Annotated in this window: 18 protein-coding genes and 5 pseudogenes; 13 read left to right on the top strand and 10 right to left on the bottom strand. The window is 53.5% G+C overall.

All coding sequences use genetic code 11. From position 1 onward, the window contains the following. Window positions 1–98: 98 nt before the first annotated feature. The 3 genes and pseudogenes from AV929_RS06610 to AV929_RS06605 all read right to left on the bottom strand — a co-directional run bounded on the left by AV929_RS06610 (window position 99) and on the right by AV929_RS06605 (window position 2,329). Window positions 99–827, bottom strand: coding sequence for a hypothetical protein (locus tag AV929_RS06610; RefSeq protein WP_064287813.1), 729 nt, complete (start codon window positions 825–827; stop codon window positions 99–101). 167 nt (window positions 828–994) lie between these two features. Then, window positions 995–1,340 (bottom strand): annotated as a pseudogene (locus AV929_RS21315) (IS5/IS1182 family transposase); the annotation flags it as partial. A 125-nt stretch (window positions 1,341–1,465) separates the two neighbouring features. After that, entirely contained in the window at window positions 1,466–2,329 is an 864-nt protein-coding gene (locus tag AV929_RS06605) for a hypothetical protein (protein WP_064287812.1), read from the bottom strand. A 145-nt stretch (window positions 2,330–2,474) separates the two neighbouring features. Here AV929_RS06605 and AV929_RS22755 point away from each other — a divergent pair, with 145 nt between their 5' ends. The 6 genes from AV929_RS22755 (at window position 2,475) to AV929_RS06580 (ending at window position 9,204) form a co-directional block, all read left to right on the top strand. Next, window positions 2,475–2,981 (top strand): AbrB/MazE/SpoVT family DNA-binding domain-containing protein, encoded by a 507-nt coding sequence (locus AV929_RS22755; RefSeq protein WP_369802630.1) that lies wholly within the window; start codon window positions 2,475–2,477, stop codon window positions 2,979–2,981. Continuing rightward, window positions 2,933–3,547, top strand: coding sequence for a hypothetical protein (locus tag AV929_RS06600; protein WP_080504357.1), 615 nt, complete (start codon window positions 2,933–2,935; stop codon window positions 3,545–3,547). The genes AV929_RS22755 and AV929_RS06600 overlap by 49 nt, the downstream gene beginning before the upstream one ends. Before the next feature lie 44 nt (window positions 3,548–3,591). Beyond that, entirely contained in the window at window positions 3,592–5,385 is a 1,794-nt protein-coding gene (locus AV929_RS06595) for a spermidine synthase (RefSeq protein WP_014030772.1), read from the top strand. Then, window positions 5,385–5,864: a DUF2617 family protein gene (locus tag AV929_RS06590; RefSeq protein WP_064287811.1), complete on the top strand. Its 480-nt coding sequence runs from the start codon at window positions 5,385–5,387 to the stop codon at window positions 5,862–5,864. Before AV929_RS06595 ends, AV929_RS06590 begins: the two co-directional genes overlap by 1 nt. 15 nt (window positions 5,865–5,879) lie before the next feature. Further along, window positions 5,880–6,821, top strand: a complete 942-nt coding sequence (locus AV929_RS06585; RefSeq protein WP_064287810.1) for a hypothetical protein — start codon at window positions 5,880–5,882, stop codon at window positions 6,819–6,821. A 76-nt stretch (window positions 6,822–6,897) separates the two neighbouring features. Further along, window positions 6,898–9,204: a pentapeptide repeat-containing protein gene (locus tag AV929_RS06580; protein ID WP_064287809.1), complete on the top strand. Its 2,307-nt coding sequence runs from the start codon at window positions 6,898–6,900 to the stop codon at window positions 9,202–9,204. Window positions 9,205–9,332: 128 nt separating this feature from the next. On the opposite strand, the pseudogene AV929_RS22925 reads toward AV929_RS06580, so the two are convergent. From AV929_RS22925 to AV929_RS06570, 3 genes and pseudogenes are all read right to left on the bottom strand, one after another. Further along, window positions 9,333–10,210: pseudogene (locus AV929_RS22925) on the bottom strand (hypothetical protein). Between the two features lie 73 nt (window positions 10,211–10,283). After that, window positions 10,284–10,400: pseudogene (locus AV929_RS21780) on the bottom strand (IS5/IS1182 family transposase); the annotation flags it as partial. A gap of 186 nt (window positions 10,401–10,586) precedes the next feature. Further along, window positions 10,587–11,411, bottom strand: a complete 825-nt coding sequence (locus tag AV929_RS06570; RefSeq protein ID WP_369802629.1) for an ADP-ribosylglycohydrolase family protein — start codon at window positions 11,409–11,411, stop codon at window positions 10,587–10,589. A 1,014-nt stretch (window positions 11,412–12,425) separates the two neighbouring features. On the opposite strand from AV929_RS06570, the gene AV929_RS06565 reads away from it, so the two are divergent. Continuing rightward, window positions 12,426–13,664 (top strand): orc1/cdc6 family replication initiation protein, encoded by a 1,239-nt coding sequence (locus AV929_RS06565; protein WP_064287807.1) that lies wholly within the window; start codon window positions 12,426–12,428, stop codon window positions 13,662–13,664. Window positions 13,665–13,701: 37 nt separating this feature from the next. Here AV929_RS06565 and AV929_RS06560 read toward each other — a convergent pair whose 3' ends face one another. Continuing rightward, window positions 13,702–14,064: a hypothetical protein gene (locus AV929_RS06560; protein ID WP_064287806.1), complete on the bottom strand. Its 363-nt coding sequence runs from the start codon at window positions 14,062–14,064 to the stop codon at window positions 13,702–13,704. Between the two features lie 257 nt (window positions 14,065–14,321). On the opposite strand from AV929_RS06560, the gene AV929_RS06555 reads away from it, so the two are divergent. The 3 genes and pseudogenes from AV929_RS06555 to AV929_RS06545 all read left to right on the top strand — a co-directional run. Then, window positions 14,322–15,194 carry a ParA family protein gene (locus AV929_RS06555; protein WP_064287805.1) on the top strand — a complete coding sequence of 291 codons (873 nt, stop codon included), beginning with the start codon at window positions 14,322–14,324 and terminating at the stop codon, window positions 15,192–15,194. Continuing rightward, the gene (locus AV929_RS06550; protein ID WP_064287804.1) at window positions 15,191–15,586 is read left to right on the top strand and encodes a hypothetical protein; all 396 of its coding nucleotides are present in this window, start codon (window positions 15,191–15,193) and stop codon (window positions 15,584–15,586) included. The genes AV929_RS06555 and AV929_RS06550 overlap by 4 nt, the downstream gene beginning before the upstream one ends. Window positions 15,587–15,693: 107 nt before the next feature. Beyond that, a pseudogene (locus tag AV929_RS06545) lies at window positions 15,694–16,311 on the top strand (transposase); the annotation flags it as partial. Between the two features lie 1,043 nt (window positions 16,312–17,354). Here the strand turns inward: AV929_RS06545 and AV929_RS06540 are convergent. Both AV929_RS06540 and AV929_RS06535 read right to left on the bottom strand, forming a co-directional pair. Then, window positions 17,355–18,500, bottom strand: coding sequence for a PQQ-binding-like beta-propeller repeat protein (locus AV929_RS06540; protein ID WP_080510058.1), 1,146 nt, complete (start codon window positions 18,498–18,500; stop codon window positions 17,355–17,357). 54 nt (window positions 18,501–18,554) lie between these two features. Continuing rightward, a complete protein-coding gene (locus AV929_RS06535; protein ID WP_064287802.1) occupies window positions 18,555–19,577 on the bottom strand; it encodes a hypothetical protein in 1,023 nt (340 codons plus the stop codon). A 198-nt stretch (window positions 19,578–19,775) separates the two neighbouring features. Between AV929_RS06535 and AV929_RS22610 the strand changes: the two genes are divergently transcribed. From AV929_RS22610 to AV929_RS06520, 3 genes are all read left to right on the top strand, one after another. Beyond that, a complete protein-coding gene (locus AV929_RS22610) occupies window positions 19,776–20,510 on the top strand; it encodes a hypothetical protein (protein ID WP_230458855.1) in 735 nt (244 codons plus the stop codon). 541 nt (window positions 20,511–21,051) lie between these two features. Beyond that, complete coding sequence (locus AV929_RS06525; RefSeq protein WP_064287801.1) at window positions 21,052–21,924, top strand: ParA family protein; 873 nt, start codon at window positions 21,052–21,054, stop codon at window positions 21,922–21,924. Next, complete coding sequence (locus tag AV929_RS06520; protein ID WP_064287800.1) at window positions 21,917–22,399, top strand: hypothetical protein; 483 nt, start codon at window positions 21,917–21,919, stop codon at window positions 22,397–22,399. Before AV929_RS06525 ends, AV929_RS06520 begins: the two co-directional genes overlap by 8 nt. 191 nt (window positions 22,400–22,590) lie before the next feature. On the opposite strand, the pseudogene AV929_RS06515 reads toward AV929_RS06520, so the two are convergent. After that, window positions 22,591–23,270, bottom strand: a pseudogene (locus tag AV929_RS06515) (IS6 family transposase). Window positions 23,271–23,298 lie beyond the last annotated feature (28 nt).

The following is a 23,298-nucleotide window of genomic DNA, read 5'->3' as shown; positions in this document are numbered from 1 at the left end:
CTGATTATGACTGAGTGACTCGCCTCGGGGTATTCGCCTTATCCACCGATAAGAGACTGAGGAACTACATAAGATCGAGTCTCGAATTAGGCACCGAATCAGTCAAATCTACCGGAGTGTGTCTGCGTTTTAGACTCAGCTTGCTCGACGACGACGATTAACGATATGACGAGCGATCCGACGACCAACCCACCGAGGACTACGACCAGCACCGCTACCGTCGTCTCGGGGGAGACCTCCGCCATTGGGACGAACAGTCGCAGATCGGTAACGAGGACGAGCACCGCGCCGACAACGTCGAAGAACAGGTCCAAGACCGTATCCCGGCGGCCATAGTGATCGAGTACAGGTGGGAGGTCAAACTTTCTCCCGAACTCTCGCGCGAGAAGTTCGATCAGCTCCCAGTATACTCCTGACAGAAGCGTAACCAACACGACAGTGGTCCAGATCAGACTGTTTCCGGCCGAAACCGGTGCATACTCGAGGGCGACTATCACGCCAGCATATAGCAACGCTGCCACGAGTGCCGCCGACAGCGTATGGGTGAGGTGGTCCCACCAAGAGATCTCGTCGTATGGACCGAGCATACCGTAGGAGTGAAACAGACCGGTGACGGCAATCCATAGTGGAAGTTCCGGGGTAAGTCCCACTCGGACTCCGTAAAACCAGTGGGCAAGGACATCGACGAGAACCGGAATGAACACCAGCAGAAACGACACGGCCGTGTTGACTACTGCGGGAGCGTTCCTCTGCCGGACAGCAATATAGAAGATGACTGTGATGCCCGCTAGACAGGCGAAGACACCCAGAAACAATAGTCCCTCCATCCGAACCATTATTCTGGCATAGGGGATTAATCGCTTCGATTTCCGTCCCGAGAACGAACGGTTTCGACTGGTACTCTCCCTGAATAATCAGATGGATGAGGTATAGCGGCAGGCGAGCAGTCGATTTCAACCTCAATCGATTCTCCAACCGTGGTCGAAATCTCTTCATCGAACAGTTCGTCAACAACGTGTTCGAGGTCGATAAGGAAGCGATCGACCGGCGTCTCTCGACGGCGGTCGATCGAAGCCACAGCCAAGCCAGACAACCGTATTCTGTAGCTCCCGTTCAATCGGACGAATGCCGAAGGTGTCGTGGTAGTAGCAGTGGAAGAAACCACGCATCAGCCCTGGTGGCTTGTGCTCTCGTGTTCGCCCCGTCTCCGCCGGGGCGAATACGTCGAACTCTACGAGAAACTCGAAGGAGAAAGGCTCAAACAACGCTAACGTCTCGGTTTCCGCGACATTGAAGAACGACTCTACCGAAGGATCATCTTGCAGGGTCGCTGAGCGCATACCACCTCAGCATAGACCCTGCTCTTTGGTGTGTTGGTCGTTTTATGACACCCTCTAACGTGTCTGTTTCCTGAGCGCGGCGAACGCGGATTTCCAACGCGGCGGACAGGATATGGACGATATTTTCAGTCGACCCATTCAGCGTGAGTGATATACTCGGCACTCTCGTATTCTATCAGCCAGGTACCGTATCCTTCACCTACATTGAGTCCCTCATGCTCGCGAATCCGGTCAATCACGGACTGGAAGGCTTCGTCCCTCTCGTAATATGCACTGTCGATCGCTTCTTCCACGACCTTTCGTTCAGCGTCTGTGAGGTCTGTGAGAGTGAACAAGTACTGTTCTCTAATTCGGTCGGCAAGTATGTCACTGTCTGGTGCGATTTTCGTCACCTCATACTGGTACTTAGTCTGGGATCTGGAGTGTGAGCTAACATCTATCTGATACCGATTGCCGTCATGGATCAGCACATCGTACTGTGGGTCTGGAACAAACACTGAGTCGTCGCTGACTTCTGATACAGGGCCATATTCAATGTCAATCGAGTCTTCACCGTCGGCTGGCGGATTTTCGTCCGCAAAAAAGTAGTCGAAATGCTCACGATCACTTTTGGGTAGATTCTCGTATTGAATCTCACCGAATTCCGGTGCCGCTTCAGTTGGATTGAAATCAAGAGACACCTCATAGACAGTCACCTCACTTGTTCCAAGCATAGTCTCAGAAACCCGATAAAAGGAGTTGTTGAACCTAACAGTATCACTGCCATCTAACAGCGGGTCATAGCCTTGCCGTGTCGCGGTACCGTTTTCAACGGCTGCCGCCATGACTCCGTACGCTCCTGAATCAGGTTGCGCTGTCATTGAAACTTCACTAGCGATGTCGTCTGCTGATGCCGCTCTCATGTCAAGCGAAACGGCTGGATGTGCGCATCCGGCTAGCGCGACTGGAGGGAGGGCTATTCCACTTGCGAGGAATTGGCGACGCCGCATGCCAGACCGAACATTCAAACAGGATGAATGTTTTTCGATCGCGTATCGATGGTGTGTCATGTCTGGCAAAGATTCCTATCGGCTTACAAGATCAATCGCTGAATATAGTTTCATTACCTGTATACGTGAGTGAAACAAGTGTATCGTGTACTTTCGAATATGGATCAATCACGTCCCTGAGAACCACTATCCCTCGGCAAATTTAGGGGTGAATTATTTTATCGACTACCCCGAACCTGTATATCTGCCCCACGAGGTCGAAGACGAAACGACAGTGAACGAGAGCTATTCTGTGACGGTCCCAGCAGTGGTACGGAGAGAGGCTGGTGTTGAAGCTGGTGACAAAATCCGATGGCATGTCGACGACGGGAATCTTTCGGGGCTTGACCCCGAGGCGATTGACGCGTGGAAGGGTATCCTTGCAGGAAACACGCTTCTGAACAAAAAACTCTTTATATGCACCGACAAAGGCCCACTGTGGACCGACGTAGATTCCTCCATGGCGCAGCCCTCCTTCCGACAGCCGGTCTGGTCGGACTCTCTGGCTGTAGTAGCTCAGAGAGCCCGCCGCCACGCCGGTCCCGGGTCCTCAGCACAGTTACAATCGATAGCGCCCAACTGCTGGCTGAGCTCGTCGACGACCCGTGGGTAGCCACCAGACGAGACGGCGTCCCAATCAATGGACAGAACGCGCAGTCACTCGACAGCAACGCCAAGGATTCACCGAGTGGACTGTCGGTCATCGGCTCGCTGAGTCCCGTTGGAGCGGCCCAAGCACAGAAAGGCGGTGGTGGCGGTGGCCGCGGTGCTGTTGGTCGTGGCCGAGGCTCCTCCTATTCTGATGCGCCTCGTACTGGACGAGGCCGTGCCAAGTACCACGGTGGCGCCTACGTTGGGACGTGGTACGATGACCACGATGACGAGGTGCGCCGGGCCGAAACCGAGATCTCCGAGGTGGGCATTGCCCGCATCGGCCCAGTAAGCGACACCGACGAGGAGCTGCCTGCGCCAGGGCCGGTTTCGTGGGATGAGACGTGGCAAAATCCCGATGATACAGTTAGTATCGACGTCACGAACGCAGGCTGGTACCGAGTCGGCACGCACACTACCGCAGCCGACGGCACTAATCTCGGCTGGGAGGCCGTCGATGTCCTCGTCAAGGACGACAATGATACCTACAGCATAGCCCAGAAGTGGAAGGTCTCACCCCGAATTTGACCCACAGCTCGCCCGTCCGCCGTCCATCGCCCTGAGTCCCCCCAATGACACCACGACCGCACCATCCGCGCCACAGCGTCCCGCTGCTGCACGCGCTCACGTTTATCGTTGCGCTGTGTAGCTTTGCGTACGAACTCGTCTTTGCCGAACTCTACACAGTTGTCTTCGGCGGGAGCGTCACTCAGTACGGCCTCACCATCGGATTGTTCTTCTCGTCGCTGGGGCTAGGATCGTTCCTCTCAGGCCGATTGGAGACAGACCCCGAGTCGAACTTCTTCCGTGTCGAAACGTACCTCGCCGTCGTTGCACCGCTTGGGTTCCTCCTCGTCATCCTGCTCGGAACGCTCAGATACCCCGCTGCATACGCGCCACTAGTCGGCGCGATTGCCCGGCTCCCAATTGTCACAATCGGGTTCCTCTCAGGGTTCGAGTTGCCGCTGTTGACCACACTATCGGAATCCGTTCGGGATACGGCGCGGCCCCCCTCCAGTATCGCCCGCGGGGTTCGGCGACTCACCAGCCATCTGAATCGGGCCTTTGGAGTGGTGTTGGGCGCCGCTTTTAGCATCAAGCGGCGAGAGGGCAAGCCGAGCGACCCAGCCGATGAAACAAGTGCCTATGCAGCAGTATTGGGCTTTGACTACCTTGGCGGGTTAGTCGGCTCACTTGTCTACGTGTTCTTCCTCTATCCGGCAGTTGGACTCATACCGTCGGTGTTCGTCCTTGCGTTCCTGAACGGCGTCGCTGCGCTAATCTTCGCGAGCACGACGGCGAACACACACAGACCAACGCTTCGAAGCCGACTCCCACAGCCAGTAGGATCAACGGGGAAGGCGCTGTTCGCAGTCTGCCTGCTCGTCACAGCAAGCACGGGTGCCGCGGCTGTCAACGCGGGCCCGGTTGGCGAGGACGTCTCTGAGTACTACTTCGAACGAGAATTTGAGTTGGAGTACGCTCCGGGGGCGATGGACGTTGCTGTCACAGACACGTGGACGACGAGGTACCAACGCGTCACGGAGTACAACCGAACGTGGACCGGCAGCGGCGACAACCCGTACTTCGGTGCCACCACGGAACACTGTCTCAGATTGGATTCCGCTGTCCAACTCTGTGAGTCGTGGGCAGACAGCTATCATCAAGGGCTCGTCGACGTCCCGCTGTCGATGTTCGAAAATAGTACTGACACGAAGGTTCTCCTCATCGGTGGGGGCGATTGGGCGGCGATGGACCGACTGCAACGCCACGGGGTTAGTGTCGACCACGTCGATATCGACGGCGAGTTCATGCAGCGGGCGAAGACCGATCCGTTCCTTGCGCAGTACCACGACGGAGCCTACCGATACGAAAACAAATCGACGCGCGTGCAAGACGCGTTCCAGTACCTTGAGCAGTCCGAGCAGCGCTATGACGTAATCTTGCTGGACATCCCTGGGGCGACCGACGACGACCAGCTCCCGCTATACTCTGTGGAGTTTTACAGTCAGCTGCGCCAGCATCTTACAGCAGACGGCGTGATCGCGACGTGGACGTATTCACGGTACAGCTACGCCCAGCACAGAACTGCGTACTACAACACGGTTCACAAAGCCGGCCTGACGAGTGCAGCACCGTATTTCGCATGGGAAGATATTGACGCAGATGGCGAGACAGAGCGCGTCGAGCGGTTCACACTGCTCGCACCGGCACCGCGCGATTCGCTTTCGCCACATAACGGCACAGCATACATGAACCGCTATCAGCACCGCTACCAAGCGGTCGAGTGGGTAGACACGCCGAGATACGCCGGTGTCCGGCCGAATAGCGTGTTCCATCCAAACTACGATATCCTCATTAAATAATGGGCGACACAACACACCAGACCACGACTGAACTCTATCTGGCACATCCTGATGTGCCGCCGTCGTTCAACGCGATGGATGTAAAACAAGCACAGACGCTCCCCTTCTGTGGGGAGACAGCTACCTTCCGCGTCATCGGCAACTCACACGCCGTTACTGCCGACTCGCTCGGGTTCCATGAAATTTGCTCGTGCAAACCCATCTCCGAACAGGATGCCGAGGTAATTCCGCTCGAACAGGGCTGTATGGACTCACTTGCGAGTCCACACGGTGTTTCTAGTGTGGCAATGACACTCCCACTATCGGAATTTGACCCGGAAGCGGACTACGACCTTTGCTACGAGTTCGGGCCACGTGCCTATACGGCGATCACGACCGACGACAGGACGTTCGAGACGTACCACACCTACCCAGAGCACGACTTGCTGGTGGTTACCACCACAAGCATCACGCAGTACTGGGCCACGACCACGATCTAACGGACCGATTCACACATGAGCGAGTACACAGGCGACGTAACTCTCAACGGCGGCATAGAGACACCGGTTCGGATGTCCGGACTGGAAGACATGTATGTACAGCCCGACTCGATTGACGGCGATCTCGACTTGCGGAACGTCGAGTACGTCTTCACCGGTGTGCCAATCACACCGGCTGCTGACGTGGCCGACCCGGTGACTGATATCACCGGTACGCTGGAGGATGGCTACACGGAACCGGATGGCGTCCATGGTGACCTCGCGGTTGGCACAGCCGAAGATGTGTTCATCGCCCACGGCGCTGTCGATGGGGCACTCTCGGCGCGTGGCCCCGAACAGGTCTTTGACGCCGGCACAAGCGATGCGCCGTCTCGTGACCCCGCAACCTACGACGTCACGGTAAGTGGCTGGCAACAACAGCGAGAGGTAACGGATCCCAACACTGGAGTCGTTCTCTCAGGCTGTCAGTCCACCGTTAACGTGACAGGCGCGACAGGCAGTGTCAGCTGCTATCTCATTGGGACGAACAACGAACTCATTGTTCGCGGCAATGCCTCTGTCGAGGTCCATATTGTCGGTCGGGACAATCGAGTCGACCTGGGTCCCTACATCGACGTCGACACGGCCGTCGAAACCGGGTTCGACAATACGATCGACGTGCAGCCGTTTCCGGCTGACGATCTCATTGAGACGAGCGAAGACGAAGCGTACAGCGCGGTCACGTTCGGCCGCGCGAAGGTGACTTATCAGTCGGTTGCCGAGGATGAGGACTGGTGTCGAGGGTGTGGTGAAGCCGCTGATGCGATCATCGAACGCCAACAAAAGGAGGCGTTCTTCATACTGGGGACGCCAATCATTACGTACGAAGAAGGGGGCGGCAGCTACGAGTGCGAACACTGCGCACACTCCGCCCCGGATACATCGCTCACTCCGGAGGAACGGCGTGAGATTTTTTGAACGACTATGCTCCAAATAAACAATCACGCTACTGAATAGCTACCCCAATGCCCAGTTCACTCTCCCCTAGCGACGTATGAGCTCAGTCCCCGACGCCGAGACATGTTCGTATCGCTTTGACCCGTCAAACGAGACAGACGCGTATATCGAGACAACATGGGAGTGCCCACACGAGTCTCACGCAGAGAGCGACAACTGCATCTTCCATATGTCGCGTGCCGAGCGCCGGTCACTCGATGTGACCGACGACGATATCGTGCAGACACTCCGTGAGAACCTCACCTCTCAAGACCCGCGAAGTAACGAGTACGTCGGGGCCGACCTTCCCACAATGTCGCTCACATATCAGCAAATCGACGGGGCGACAAACCATCTGCTCAACTTCCAACATGCCGATATTGCGGCACTAGACATCACCCACGGCCACATTGCGCAAGGAATCAATCTCCGAGAGGCGACCATTGGCAGTCTCAAGCTCGACGATGCCATCCTATCGGGTATTCTTGAGGCGACAGCAGTCACGGTCACCGACGAATTCTCGGCGAATGAGACGACGTTCCACGAAGATGTCCGCTTTTCTCAGGCACACTTTCACGGTCGTGTCGACTGCGATGAAGCGATCTTCGACGAGGATACGAGCTTCCGAGACGCATCATTTACCGGGGAGACCTCATTTCGGAACATCACCGCACGTGGCTCCAGCCACGAGTTAGACGATCATATCTCCTTTGCTGGCGCTCACTTCGAGTCAGCCGCATTGTTCAATCGCGCAGCGGTTGAGTGTGCGACGTTTGCCGACACGCAATTCGACGATGATGCGACGTTTACCCACGCGATATTCGGCGATGACACCACATTCGCGACTACAGAGTTCCGCCGGTCAGCAACGTTCAATGAGGCCACGTTCAACGAAGACGCTACGTTTACCGACGTTACTGTCGATGGACGTGCCAACTTCCGGGGAACCGAGTTCAATGGCGGCGCCCGTACCGTTGAAGATGATATCGCATTCGACAATGCGCATTTCCGTGGAGATGCTGATTTCAAGCTAGCCCGGTTCCGGTACGCTGATTTCAGCGAAACCACCTTCGATGGGCGGCTCAACCTCGACCGTGCGGAGTTCGAAGCCCGGGTCGACTGCCATGATATGCACGTGCTCGGCGACCTCTGTCTCGACCGGGCGGTGTTCAGCGATCCTGTACATGCCCACGACGCCACCTTCGAGGGCTCTGTTAGTGCCTTCGAAACGGAGTTTTACGGCGACGCGGATTTCGTGAACGCGACCTTTGGTGGGCCTGCGACCTTCGATGAAGTGCGGTTTCACGAGGACGTGAGCTTCAAGAGAGCGACGTTCAAGTCCGAAGCCAGCTTCGTGGGTGCGCTCTTCGAGGGGGAAGCAAAATCGCTCGAAGATAACGCTACATTCGAGGAGGCGGTCTTCGAGACCAACGCTACGTTTCGGGAGGCTACGTTCACGAACCTGTCTCTATGGGATACTAGGTTCGCGGTCGAGGTTGATTTCACCGGCGCGACCGTTACTGGTGAGGTGCATATCCGTCTCCACGCGCTTGACGATGATATCTATATGAACTTCGTCAGAGCGAGTATTAGTGGCGGCCAAATCGTCGAACCCGGCGATTCCAATATTCCATTCGACTTCACCGAGGCCACGGTCGGAAACGTCCAGTTGGGAAGCGAGAACGGGTCCGGTGAACTGCTTGATCAGTTTCGGTTCTGCCGTACTGACTTCGACCATTTCGACTTCTCGGATCACCACTCGTACTTAGAGCGGAACGACTGGGTTCTACACGAGTTCAGCGGGAACAACGCGACTGGCGATTTCAGCGTGGAAATGACTCCCGAGGTGATTGAAGAGACCTACCGGAAAGCAATGACGAGTGCCAACGACGTCGGCGATACGCCCGCGAGTCGCGAGTTCGAATACAAGCGGTTCCACTATAACCGGCGAAAAAATCTCAGTCTCATCAGAGACGAATACTCGCTGGACGCAACGACGAAGGCAAAGAAGGGGGCTAGTGTCGTCCTGAACCGTGTGATGCAGTTTACCTGTGGCTACGGGAATCGACTCCCGCGGATTGCTGCGCTTACGTTTCTTCTTCCACTCGTATACGGTATTTTGTATGTCCTCGGAGGCCCCTTGGAGACTGGGGCAGGCGTTGTCTGGAATGCCGAGGACCAGCTGGCAGTAATAGGAAACGGCATCTACTACTCATACATTTCCTTTTCGACCATCGGCTACGGCGGAATCGGTCCTATCGGGTGGGGAGCGAAGCTCCTCGCGGCGAGTCAGGGGATGCTCAATGGACTCCTGTTCACGCTGCTCACGTTTACCCTATTCAAGCGGGTGCTTGGTGGGAGTTAACCACGCCAGAAAGGTAGTTGAACGCGTCCACCGAGCACTGAAGCTACCGAAAACCGACCCCGCCAAGGTACAATCCGTTAATTGACACTGAACAACATATTTGATCCAGCACTGCCATCATCGAACCACTACTGCTCACGCGTGCATACACACCACCGCTTCCGGTGAAAAACCACCAGACTACAGTAGTATTTACACTCGAAACACGGTGTGGTGAACCTGGGATGTGACCATGNNAGTTGTGCGTAGGCCCCGTCACCGTCAGTCGTGACACAGAACCGGTTTGGCCTTGCTGCACGAGGATTGCCGTCGTTCTCTTGCCACTCTTCCAGAGTAAACTCAAGCGCCTCCAACTCGCTGTCAGCACCCTCAAAGACGGCCGCGACCGATGGCTCCCATGGTTGTCAGCGACGTATGCGATCTTGACAGCGTCGTGGTTGGCGTCAAGTTTCGTCCACCCATCGAGCGCTTCCGGCGGGTCCTCGGCGAACTGCTCGATTTCGCGTTGGGTCAGTTCGGCTTCTGCGGCGTCGCGCCATGCTTGCTTGATGTCCTCGGCTTGGGACCGCTCGATCTCCTGAAGGACGTCGCTGTCGATACAGTCGGCGGCCCAGGCAAGCACGGTCTTGGCCTTCTTGTACCTCACCTCGGGTTCGCCGTCCAGCTGTCCGAAGTTCATCTCTTGGGGAGACATCAAGAGAACTGACGACCGCCAGTAGCCGGGGTCAGCGTCGCATTCCTCGTCGGCATTGGGAGCCCACGATTCCATCGAGGTCCGGACTTCCTCGTGGTGTCCGAAGCCGGTTCGGACGCCGCCGGCACGCAGGATTCGCTCCGCAAGGTCGATGGTTCGCTCGCGCTCGTCAGCGGGCGCTTCATCGGGGCGGTCAACGTCGGCGTAGAATGGCAAGCCGACTTTGCTGATGATCGTCTCCTTGTAGTTTGGGATAAGCAGCGGTTCATCGAGGAAGATCGGGTCGAACGGTGGTTCGGCTGTCGGCAACATACTGGAAAGCCTCCAGCCACCGAGGCGGCACAAAATCGCTCGGCTGTGGTGACTCGCCAGACATAGCTTGATTTCACGGGTTCAGCGACTGCTTGATGTTGTGAACAGCACACATCAAGACGAGTTCACGAAATTAACCGTATCAAGTTCACGCACGCACGGCGTCGCCGAGCGTGCGCTTGATCGTCGACGAAGACGACCACGAGGAGTGTGTTGACATCGACAAGTGTTCTGAACACGGTCTCATCAACTTCCGTCCCGGGAAGCCCCACATCCTGACCGTGAACAAACGGTCGTTTGGAGGGACCCGTCTGCGAGGAAGTCGGAACATCAAAGAATAGGAATTCCCACTTCGAGCGCACTTTCCTTTCCACGATTAGTTTGATGAGAACTCATACAGAGTATGGACTAATTCTCGAATTTCATCAGTTTCGTCGATCTCGGAGAGCCATCGGTCGGGGAGTGAGCTCGCACCAAACCGAGCGCCAGCAAGAGCGCCGGTGACAGCACCGATTGTGTCGGCGTCTCCACCCATATTGACAGCGTTCACAATGGCGTCTTCGGCGGTATCAGCGGTAAGGCCGTGGTAGAGACTTGTTTGGAGCGTGGACACGACATACCCGGAGTTCTCTAGCCGACGTCCCTGGATTTCACCGGTCTTCACGCTGGTTATAGCGTCCATGACCTCCCCAGACTCGGGGACGTCGCCTTTTCTCGCAGCGAGATTGTAAGTCCCGATCGCGACATCAAAGGGAAGATTTCCCTGGATGAGATCAGCGAGCACCATGTTGTAGATGGCACAGCTAGCTTGGCATCGAGGATCGGCGTGAGTGATTGCACTTGACTTGAGAGAGTAGTCGAGAATCGCTCCGAAGTCGTCGGTGTAGGCAATACTGTAAGGAGCTGTTCGCATCAGACTCCCGTTGCCTGCGTTACTCCCTTCATTGCTCTGCTCCCATTCGCTACGACCGGCACTATCCCATGCTTCGCCAGTTTTGAGGCGACGGATTGCGCCAGACGTCGTCCCATCAATGTCGAAGGGGCCGTCGTCATACCAACCGACAAATCGGTCTGCGATGTCTTCTCCGTCGAACTCCCCATTCTCTGCGAGCGACCGGGCGATACAAAGTGCGAGGTCGGTATCGTCGGTGATGGCCCCAGCAGGCTGGTTGTGTGATCCATACCCACGCATCTCGGTCACTGTCCCGTACTCGTTGTAGTCACACGCCAGTCATGCACTGTTGGTACTGGATGTCGGTGAAGTCCTGTCCGACACCGGGCCCCTGTTGACCTCGTCGACTTCATAGACATCACAACGCAGAAACTCCAGAACAATTCGTCTTGAAGATGTGGTCTACGAACGGATCAAAGCAAACAAGCAAAATGATGCGACAGAAGCCATCAGGAAGAATGGGTGTTCGGGACAATGAATATGCTTTTTGTGGCCGTGAAGGAGTGTGGCGACCACATTGTCTGCCACCCGTCAGACCCCACTGTTTCCACTATTAGGATTACACATTGAGAAGGGGTGGTTAGGAATGGACACCCTCCCCCCACTATTTCCACTAAAACTAGCAAGAGGAGCGGAGCGGAACGGACTGTCGATTTCTTTCACTAGGACTAGTCCCTGCAACAACACGTTTCTAGCTCTACTACGGTCTAGCTATAACGGGATCAGTATAAACTTTTCCCGTATTCAAAGTTCATTCTCATTAGCGGCAACTGTCTTACTGTCCTTTACTGGAAATAGTGGGGGGAGGGTGTATCGATAGTCAAAAGCGACCATTCTCACTTCTGTACTGCGATTACGATCGTCTCGTGAATATACTGGAAACGGTGGGGTGTCTAATATTTATAAATACCAACTTACTGGAAATACTGGAATCCGGTGGTTCCGAGTGCCTGCCACAACTCGTCACCTGATGACCGCAATTTACTGGAAATAGTGGGGTGTGTCCAGCTGACTGCAACGCTCTATTTACTGGAAACACTGGGGTAATCTCCATGCAAATACAGGATAGTGACATCTACACGTAGCCATCTGCTCCCATGCTTCCAGACTTTGACTTCATCGTCACTGAGGGCAAGTTATACACTGGAAATAATGGGGTGCCTCTCATATAGTGGAAGAGATACCCAGTCCTGGTTATACTGGAAATAGCGGAAACGGTGGTCGAAACAATTATTGTGACTGCCTGACTCATTCCAGCACAATATGAGTCCTCGTTTTCAACCGGATGATACACTATACAAACGCCGGAATACACTCAAAGTCGAGTATGTGCCGGATGACATCGTTGGCCGGGACAACGAGATCGAGGAATACGAAGCTGCGCTGCAACCAATCATCAACGGTGAGTATCCTGACAACATCTTCATCTATGGAAAGACTGGTGTCGGGAAGACCGCCGTAACGAACTTTCTGCTGAATGAACTCCGCGACTCAGCGGCCCACTTTGAGATCGATCTCACTGTCATTTCGCTCAATTGCGATGGCCTGAGTACGAGCTATCAGGCTGCGATCAGCCTCGTGAATAATCTTCGAGGTCACGAAAACCATATCGCCGAGACTGGCCATCCTCAATCCAAAGTCTACCGCCTTCTCTGGGATGAACTGAATAAGCTCTCTGGAAGCGTCATTATCGTTCTCGACGAGATTGACCACATCACGGATGACACTTTCCTCTACCAGATCAGCCGCGCTGACAATAATGGCTATATTGACAACATCCAGCTCGGCATCATCGGCATCAGCAATGATTCGACGTTCCGCGAACAGCTTGATGCAAAGGTACAATCCTCACTCTGTGAAACGGAGATTTCGTTCCCGCCATACGGGACGGAAGAACTCCAGAAGGTGCTCGAACAACGGGCCGAGATAGCCTTCCACGAGAGTGCACTTGAGGATGGGGTCATCCCGTTGTGTGCCGCCCTCGGTCGCCAGGATGGTGGCGATGCCCGACGGGCGATCACGCTCCTCCGGAAGGCTGGCGACCTCGCACGTACTGAAAACGCAGACTCGGTTACGACTGACCATGTCGAACGCGCTCAGGAGAAACTTGAGGCCCAGCAGAGCATGGACATTATGCGTGATCTGACTGAACATGAGCAACTCACTCTCTATGCGCTGACCACGCTTGCCGCAGAGGAGGAAACACCTGCTCGCTCTCGGATCGTCTATCAGCGATATAAGGAGCTCTGTGAGTTCCAGGGCCGAGAACCACGCACTGCACGCCGGATGCGTAGTTTCCTCTCTGATTTCGAAATTCTCAACCTCACCTTGTCTGAGATGGAACATCGTGGCCAGGACGGTGGCACGTACCGCCAGCATGAGCTCAACCGCGATATCGCGACTGTCGTTGACGCCCTCCAGACGATTATTGGCGAGTTTGGGGCCCATCAGAGTATTATTGAGTACCTGCCTGACTCTGGCGAGGAGTTCGCCACGATGTAGTCCTGACAACACACCACTGTTTCCGGTGAAAACGGGGTTACGACGGACCAACCGGCGCCACGTACTGACTCTTTACGTGCTCGCCTTCGCGCCACTGCAAGTAGTAGTATTCCCGATCATCGATAGTCTTCACCGCCAGCGTGCCCTTCGAGCGTGCGATCTCCGCTGCCTCGTACGCCTCGTTGATCTTCTCGTCCCACTCGTTTGCATTCTCAGCCCACTCCTCGGGCGCGTCGACGGCAACCGCGTCGTCTGTCTCGCTCTCTCCGAGCGTCTCGGCTAGTTCGTTGACGGCGATGACTGCGTCGTCGTGTGCATCCCGAACGTCCTGATCGAGTGCCTCAACATCGATGCGATCTAACGCAGACAGGGCTTGGTGGGCGTAGCCTTCGTCGCTCATACGCTAACCAACAACAGCGGACTAAATAGGGTCTGTGTTGGTTAGCCAGACACGCCGCCATTGATTTGTTCTCATACCTTACCACTTCCAATGCAGTACTACCAAATGTTACTAACTTCACTCATAAATGTTAACTAATTATATTAACTACTAACAGTAGTTACTAACGATAGTTACCACCGTTACTAGCGAACACTAACAATTGATATTAGTAACATACAATAATTATTAGTAGTAACAACACACAGGTGTAACACATGCTGGCATATACGGTGTATAGCGAGGCTGGCGGCGTCGGCAAAACGACGACCGCAGCAAATCTCGCACACGCCCACGCGTCAAATGGACTCAAGACACTGGTTATCGACCTCGACCCGCAGGAGGCCTCGCTTTCCTACGTCTTCGGCGTCGACGACGATCGCGATGATGGCGAAGCTGACAATCTCGTCCGGCATATGGTTGGACGGGCGAAAGGCCCGTTCGAGGATCTCATTCGAGAGGACACAGGCGTCGACAATCTGGATGTCATCCCTGCCCACAACATGCTCTCAGGCTTGGACACGGCGATGCGTCGCGCCAAAGAGACTGAGGAACAGATGAATCCCGATGCCGAGTGGGTCGAAGAAGAGCAACTCTACCAACTACTCGGTCGCAACGGCATCCACGAAGAGTACGACGCGATAATCTGCGACCCGCAGGCATCCGAGGGCCAGGGACTGTACAACGCGGTCATGGTTACGCAAACGGTCCTGATTCCGGTCGAACTCTCGGGCAAAGGATCACTCAGTATCGACGGCCTGGAGCAACTCGTCGACGGACTTGAGGGCAACCTCGACATCGAAGTTGGCGTACTCGGAGTCGTCCCCGTCGCGTTCGGGGACACCACGGGCCAACAGCAACATCTCGAAACGCTGCAAGAGGAGGTCAAATACGACGTTCCGTCGGTATTCCGGAAGCGTGAGTCACTGATGCAGGAGATGTGGGATGCGCGGGCGACTGCCTATCAGGTGGTCGAAGAGGCGTACAAGGACGGCGAGAAGGGCGTTCGTCGTGTCCCCGATCGGGAGCACGAGACGCTCGAAAAGTACGACGACCTCGCAGCGGAGATTGAGGAGGCGTTCGACGCATGAAATCTGGCGCTGGCTCACCGTTTGAGGACGACTTCGACGAGGAAGAGGACACTGAGGAACTCGATAAAGCTGAGGTCGAACCCGAAACCGACCCCATCACGACGGATACGGAGACGGAATCCGACACGACCTCGGAGGCAAGCCATTCCAGCAACTCACTCCCGTACAAGTACCGCCGTGATGGCGTCCAAGACGGCCGAAGTCACGCAAATCTGTTCCTGCGAGAGGAAGCCGAAGCACATGTCGAGGCCGTCGTGGATGCGATGGAGGAAACCTTCGAATCGGAGACAGTATACAAGATTGATGTGCTAGAAGCTATCGTCTTGGCTGCTAACGATTCGTCGCGAACAGTCGCGGACGAGCTTCGGAAGATGGGCTACGGGATGAAATGAACGAGACTAAACAACGTGTATTAATTGATTGTACAGACCAATGAATCGAGCTAATTTGCCTTCGTCCACTGCTTAATCCGTTGAGAAACCTTCGCCTGAAGTTTCGTCTTGGATATGCTACTCCTGACGGCCCTACTGTGACACGTCGGGCAGAGAGCAATGAGGTTATCGAGGAACTGCTCCACGTCGGGAACATGTTGATGTATTGGGGTTCCGACAGCCAGCACATTCTGGAGATGCTCAGCCAACGAGGGCTTTCGTATGTCGTCCCGAAACGGATGCAGACGAGCGAGATAGCCCAAACAAAGCGACTCTTGCAGCGGGGTCAAGACCGATACGAGACCGACCGCAAGCTCCATCTTGGGAAGAACGAGTGGCACGAGACGACGCTGATCTACCGCCGGAAAGAAGACTCTGAGCACGACGACCACCGGCAGTATTCGGTATTTATGTCCAATCGCAGTAGTGACTTCCTCACTGAGTACGGGTACCGGTGGGAAATCGAGAGCGGCTACAGGTCGATTAAGCGGTTCATGGCTGCGACGACATCGAAGAATTTCGGGTTGCGGTTCTTCTACTTCGCGTTCGCGTGCTTGTTGTACTCAATTTGGCGTGCGGTGGATATACTCGTGCAGGTCGAAGTGACTGGTGAGTATGAACACTCACCGATGATAACGGCAGACAATACGCTAACGTTGCTGAAGAAGGAGACAGGAATCGGGTAGTGAGGATCTCCATCCGTGATAGCGCAGCGTCTGGGTGGCTACGCTGCCAGAGGTCTCCGAAACTCGCGTGTATAGTTGGTAGTTCAATATAAATGAGCGTTTGGAGAGCAATCTGAGCCAGTTCCCGATCACTGAACCAGCCAAAACCACGCATCATAGCCGTTTATCTGGGTTTCGAGACCAACAGGAAGTGGTGCGTGAGACGTGATTCGAAGCAGTTCGGGCTCGTCGTTCCGTTTGAATATCTGTATTACTTCCATTCTAAACCCGCTGTCGTCTTATCTTCATTTCGGAATATCAAAGCGCTACGAGCGAACATCGATTTGCATTGGTCCGGATCTGAGAGATGAGGGAGTACGCTCTATGCGTTCCCCTCTAACTAATTAGAGGCGAGATCAGCCTCTGACATTATCTAAATACTTATCTTAGATATAAATACGGAATATCTGAATTTTAGGAGTCAATCTAGTCCCTAAAACAATTATTTCAGATACATATTGAGACTATCGATAGTTAAAATACCGATATCTCCTCTCAAAGTGATTACTAGCGTTATAGTGTTGTCGAATTTGATATCCCGAAATCTCGTGCTCTGGTGGAGTTTCCAGTTGACACACTCAGAATGACACTTTAAGACTTGTCACCAACCCACTCATAATAATGCTTGTACGCTTGTTATCTAAAGCCGATATTTTTCACCCTACTCTTTCAGGTACAGTTCACATAACAGATAGGAAGGGGTTGTCAAGATCGAACTCCGCGGTTACTGACCGCCAGCCCTATCCATCCTACAAGAACCGGCTGATACTATTTTATTGGCGGTCCGCGGCGAAGCAGAAGCGTGACGTAGGTAGTAGCAGGAACAGATGATGCCGATTACGGACTTCCCCGAGGCTAACGTGCAAAGCTGAGTAAACGAGAGAGGTCTGAGTGTTCGTTACCTCTGTCGGAATTCAGCCCCTGTTAGACTTACCGGTGGCTTCAGAGTAAATGTACAAACCGTCCGAGTCGCTTCTGTCGTTCAAAATTCCTTTGAGGTTAGCTTACGCAGAGATATACGCCACTAAATAGCCGTCTTCGGTCCCTATGAGAATCCCTTCTGGAAGTATTACAGGATGGGTAATCGGCGGACTCTTAGTCCGACCAATAGTAAAATCAACTTCTCCTTTATGATTAATGGCTACGACTTCATTACCGGCGGCGACAACTGCCGATTCGGAGGTAACTACGGGTGGCGTCACCACATCTTCCAAATCAACTCTCCATTCACGGTTGCCAGAAGAAACGTCAAAGCTTTCAACTCTCGTCTCAGCACCGATGAACACTGTCCCGTCAACAATAGCTGGAGGTGTCAAATGTTTCCCCACCGGCTTCTCCCACTGAACATCGCCGCTGATGGCGCTAATCCCTCGGAGAATCTTGTCTCGGCCAGCAGCGATGATAGTCGTCTCATTGTTATTATCAACTGCCACAGGCCCAATACAACCGTCCGTATCAACGGACCACAGCTCTTCTCCGTTCTCGATAGAAACAGCTGTGATTCCACTGTTATATCCACCAACGTACGCGCGCCCATCGAAAACGGCTGGTGAGGCTTTGATTGGATCGTCAATGTTGATATTCCACTGATGATAGCCGTCTTCGGCGCGGATTCCTGTCAGTTCACCTTTTGATGTCCCCACAATCACACTATTCAGGTCTTCAGTAACAGTAACGGGACTAGGCCGTCCATCTATTTGTGACTTCCATTGAACCGAACTTTCCTCAGAGCTGATGCGATAAACCGCCTCATCGTATGCAGATACAACGAAATCTTGTCCGATGATAGCAGGTGTTGTTGTCGCAGTTAACCCAACGTATTCCGTGTCCATGACTTCCCCGTGCCCATTGACTAGTGATATTCCGTCACCGATAGTTGAGGCGACGATCTGTCCGGCTCCAATCATCGATGCGCCGTTTGGATGCGTGCCAACATCTGCTTGCCATCGCCTCTGATGGGGCTCGGAAGCAATTGAGTTCTGGCTGTACGCAGTCTTCTTCGCATTTCCGCGGGACTGTGGCCACGACTCGTCTAATGAAACTAAGTCAGATTGAGTTTTTTCGCCATCAAACTTCTTAGTCGCACTCGTACACCCGGCGAGGAAAAGGGTCACCGCTCCAAGAAATGCACGTCGTGTACGATATTCCATTAATACTCACATGATCTGTACCAACCTAATAGTTATTGCGGTTTCATTCCGCTTTCAGTCGTCGTACTCAAGTCGGCCGCCAGCACCGAACTCGTCGACGTCAGCGTCCACCCGGTCCCGTGACGTAAATTTCGCCATAGTTCCCCATCCCAGTAGCGTGTCGCCGTCGGACGGATTGTCCCTAGTCTCCGCAGTGCTGCCGGTTTTGAACAGCGCGTGTTGATTATCCCCATAACTAAGTGGGTCAGTCATCGCGTTCCAGTGCCACTTTGCTACCTGTGAGTTCGATTCGTCGTATCGTGCCACGTCGGGCTGAGAGAACTGCCAACTAATCTCAGGGCCTCCAGCGCTGATAGCCACACTCTTTTTATCAACCCCTCCAGTTTTGTCATCTCTTGGCGCTCTATCTACGAGATTGTAATCGAGTACTCCTTGATCCCACTTGTGTTCAGGCTCGGCATACCACCAGTGATAACCGTTATCCCATTCGGCTTGTCCTGGATAAATATTGGCGTTTTGTCTCATCGCGAAGCGATTGGTTGAGGTGTCTTCGTCGAGTTCGTAGACGTCAACGGACTCCACTAGCTTCCCGTATGGACGGCGTGGGTACGGCGTGTATCCGTTAGTAACATGATCCCACTCCGGGTCGATGCCGCTGGGACTTACGGCATTCGTCTCAGTGAATAATCGATTTGCCTTCTTGAGTTCCGATTCAAATTCCTTAGCCTTTGAGACAGCGCTTTCACTCTGGTCCTGTTGTTCAACTGCTTCCTCCTCCGGTTCCTTGGCTACATAAAAAGTTGCTCGTCCCGATTCGTCGATACCGTACACAAATCCAACAATGCGACCATACGAATCGTCTGGTTTCACTGTTACCGAGGAGGAGGCCTCCGAATTTGCCTTGGCCTGCTGTTGAGTGTCTATAATATCGCCTTCGGAAAGCGGACTCTCCTCTGAACCGTAGACGGAATTGACCTGAACACTACTGTTCTGGGTCGCACTCCCGATGCCAGTGAATCCTGCACTTACGGCTGCTATTCCGAGAGTCTTCACCACTTCTCGTCGATTAATTGACATGCATGTGGCCATTCATGTAAACTACTTATAGTATTTTCGCTCTTATGTAGAATTACTAAACCCGCTGTTATCTCAACTCCTCTACCCCCAGACGTTGAGTTTGATGTGTCCTCCTAAGAACGAACACCAACTGAGAAATGAATGTTGGATGGAAATAACATTGAAAACATATATAGTAGAATACATTAATAGTGACATGTGAAAGATAGGACCTCAAAACAGAATTACTCGAATACAACAGGCTCAGCAGGTCAGATTAAAGGAAACAGCAAATTTGGACTGTTTTCTCGGCGTCAGGTTCTTCGAGGTATCGGAACAGCGGGGATCGCTGGCGGGGTGTTATCGGGAACGACGGGAATGGCCGGTGCTGCGTCGGACAATATTCTCGGTGATTTTGAGGACGGAGTCGATGGATGGAAGACTTCCGGAGGGAATACACTTGAGACCGTTAGCCGCAGTGACAAACCTGCACCTGTCACGCGTGGGAAGTCGGCGCTCGCGGTCACGTCCGACGTCATCACCGAAGCGCATGTGAGACAGGCAGACGAGATTGTTGAGCGCGATAAAGTGCGCGACGAATTAACCCGCCTGCCAACACAGAGTAAACTGACTCTCTACTCCCTGTTACTGTTGGAGCGGGAGGATGAAACGCCGTCCAAGCGTAACCGAATTTATGAGCGGTATGTAATGGCTGCAAAGCGTATCGATGCGGATGTACGGACTGACAGAACGATTCATGACCGGTTGTCACAGTTGACGTTGAAAGGATTCCTGGACGTAGATGAACAGAATAAGGGCCCCAAAGGCGGCTCATACTATGAGTACGAATTTTCGATTCGCGCCGATTTGGCACAGGAAGTACTTCAAGAGGACGAGCGGTTAGTGGAGTTGTTTGCTACAGATGAGACATCGACGACGCTAGACTCGTTCTGATTCTGTCGTGATACGGATTAACCAACAACAAGATCGGCTACAATTAGTTGTTGGCTAATACTCATCTATACTCTATAATTTGATAGCCAGCAACTTTACTTACCGGGGGTTAGACAGGCAACTCCGATTTCGGAGCCGAGACACTCTGATTAGTTTGATGATCACGACCAGTTTTTTGTAGTGAACGGCAGGTTGCAATCTTGCCCTGCCGCGAGATACTGCGGATTCCGTCAATTAATGCTTGGTGATCATATCGGCATACGAAATGTAGATTATGCCAATTTTGCGAATTATGTATATTTCCGGTGATTATAGCAAAATAAGGATTGTAGCAACAATCTACATAATATACAAAATGTAGATTGTGTGGATGGCGTACGCAATCTGTCTGACGCAGAATTAACATGGATGAACTTCATTAGTATCGTATGAGTCGAGCAAAACTTACATTATCGACGAAACGCACGCAACCTTCAATGTTCGCACAATGTGCATCATCTACAAAATGTACAAAATTCATTTGTTACGGAGGTGCTGACCTATGAGTGCCGACGAGTTTGAGGGGCTCCCTGGAGCAGCTGTCTCGTTGCTAAAGGGGGGCGTAGGAAAATCCACGATCGCACTCAACATCGCTGATAGACTCGCTGCTCGCGGCCATGAGACGGTACTCCTAGATCTGGATAAGGACGGGCACATGACGACCCAGCTTGGGTACGATGATGCCTACGATCGAGATATTAACCTCGGTGACGCTCTCATCGATGGTGAGGACCCCGAGGACCTCCTTATTGAGACGGATTTCGGCGTTCACCTTCTCCCGTCGAGCAACGATCTCGAGAATGTGGAGACGAGGCTGAAGGACGAACGATTTGCAGATGTGAAGCTTCGGCGGAACGTCGTTGATCCGCTCATTCAAAACGGATACGACTACGTGATAATTGATGCGGCAGGCGGCCGAGGGAAACTTTCTGACAACGCTCTCATCGCAGTCCAACGTGTCATAGTCCCGCTGATCCCACGGGCTGGCTCGATTAACGGTCTCAATAAGATGATTGAACGTCAAATTTCTCCAATCCGGCAGAATATCGGGTTAGATATCCTCGCAGTTACCCCAAATATGATTCGAGAAACAATGGGGCAGCACAACGAGCATCGGACCCTCGTTGAAAATCTCAATCGAGAGTTCGGTGCGTTCGTCCCTGAGTATGCTCGTATCGACCCAGAGATATTCGATACTCTTGATGATTCCGAGCAGACCGTTGAGAGTATTCCAAAGCCTGGAATCCGGGAACGGACTGCGATTTCCCGCGCGTTCAAGCAAGGAATGCCCGTCTCAGAGTTCGACGAAGACTGCGACCAGATCCCGAATTTCGACCACTTGGCGGACCTCGTGGAGGAACACAGTCATGCCTAATGAGGACGACCGTTTCGGAGACGTCGCCGAACAGCTTAAACAAACGGAAGAAGAGACGTCGCCAGACGACGAGCGTACTGACACGGAGGATGAACCGCAACCGAATGAGGAGATAGATACTGAGGACACAGAGTCGGAGATTGAGTCCGCACCTGATCAAGATAAGGAGGATATGGACGAATCCACCGGTGGACCAGCCTTCCCGTTTGACGAGACTGATATGCACGGCTTCTATGTCCGGGAAGAGACATGGGATGGTGTCACACGGATGCGATCCTCGGTGACTGCCGTATGCTCAATGTTTGATGTCCCCGAGTTTGAGGGAAGAGAATTTCAAGATGCATGTTTAGAAGTGATTGCAGATCATGGTGACGAGGTCGCCCTGCAGATTCTCCGAGAGCGTGGTATCGAAGCTGATGAGGAACGTGTACAGGAAGTTATGGAGATATTGAGTGAACAGGCCACGAGCGACTAATTTGGAATTTTTCCGATTATCCTTATTATTTGGATTTTGTAGATTTTGTACATTATGTGCATGGTTAAACTCTCTATCGGACTACTGTCTTGCGATTATGATTGAAGCTGAGTCCGAAAGACGGTTGCACAGTAGATGAGACTAACCAGCTCAATACATTTAGATCAAAATTAACCTGACTTAGGCACTATCTAATTCTGGATGACCTCAGCTGGGGTTCGTCCGTCGAGTGCTTGGTTCGGTCGTTCGTGGTTGTAGTGGTGTCTGAAGCATCGTAACTACTGTTTCGCGCTGGATTGACTGACCCTCCAGAAGGAGTGAAAGCGGTCGATTCGCACGGTCACAGTCTGGAACCACTTTTCGATGTGATTCCGGATTCGATAGTCGAGCCGACCGCTCAAATCGTGACGTGAGAGGGCAGTCAGATAGCCGCCAGCATCAACGAGAAACACTGTCTCGGCAACATCGTGTTTCTGAGTGAGCCGGTGCAGGAACGCCGCCGCGGGGTCAGTCCCGCGGCGGCTGAACACGTCCACTTCGAGAAGTAGCTTTGGTTCAGTGTCGACAGCGGCGTACAACCACTTTTTCTCCTCGTCGATCTCGATTTGTTTCTCATCGACCGCGACCCGCGACGGCTCTGCAGTCGGCGGGTCACTCTGTGCCTCAGACAGTGTCTGCACCCAATCCAGACCGCTCCGTGAGAACGATCGACACCCAACAGGTCTAAGATAGCGACCGTCTCCCTGATTGACAGCCCCGCAGTATGGAGACGCACCCCAAACCGCCGGACGGGTGTCGGGGTGCGCTCATTCTCCCAAACGTCTTGGCTGTCCTTATCTAACGTTTCTCTGAGGAGGTCTGCGAGTGGCATGAACACTTCTCGCTACAACTTCCTCGCT

It is taken from the genome of Haloarcula sp. K1 (assembly GCF_001647155.1).
GTDB classification, from domain to species: Archaea; Halobacteriota; Halobacteria; order Halobacteriales; family Haloarculaceae; genus Haloarcula; species Haloarcula hispanica.
Note: the sequence above shows the minus strand (reverse complement) of the source record. Positions and strands in the feature narration are given on the sequence as shown.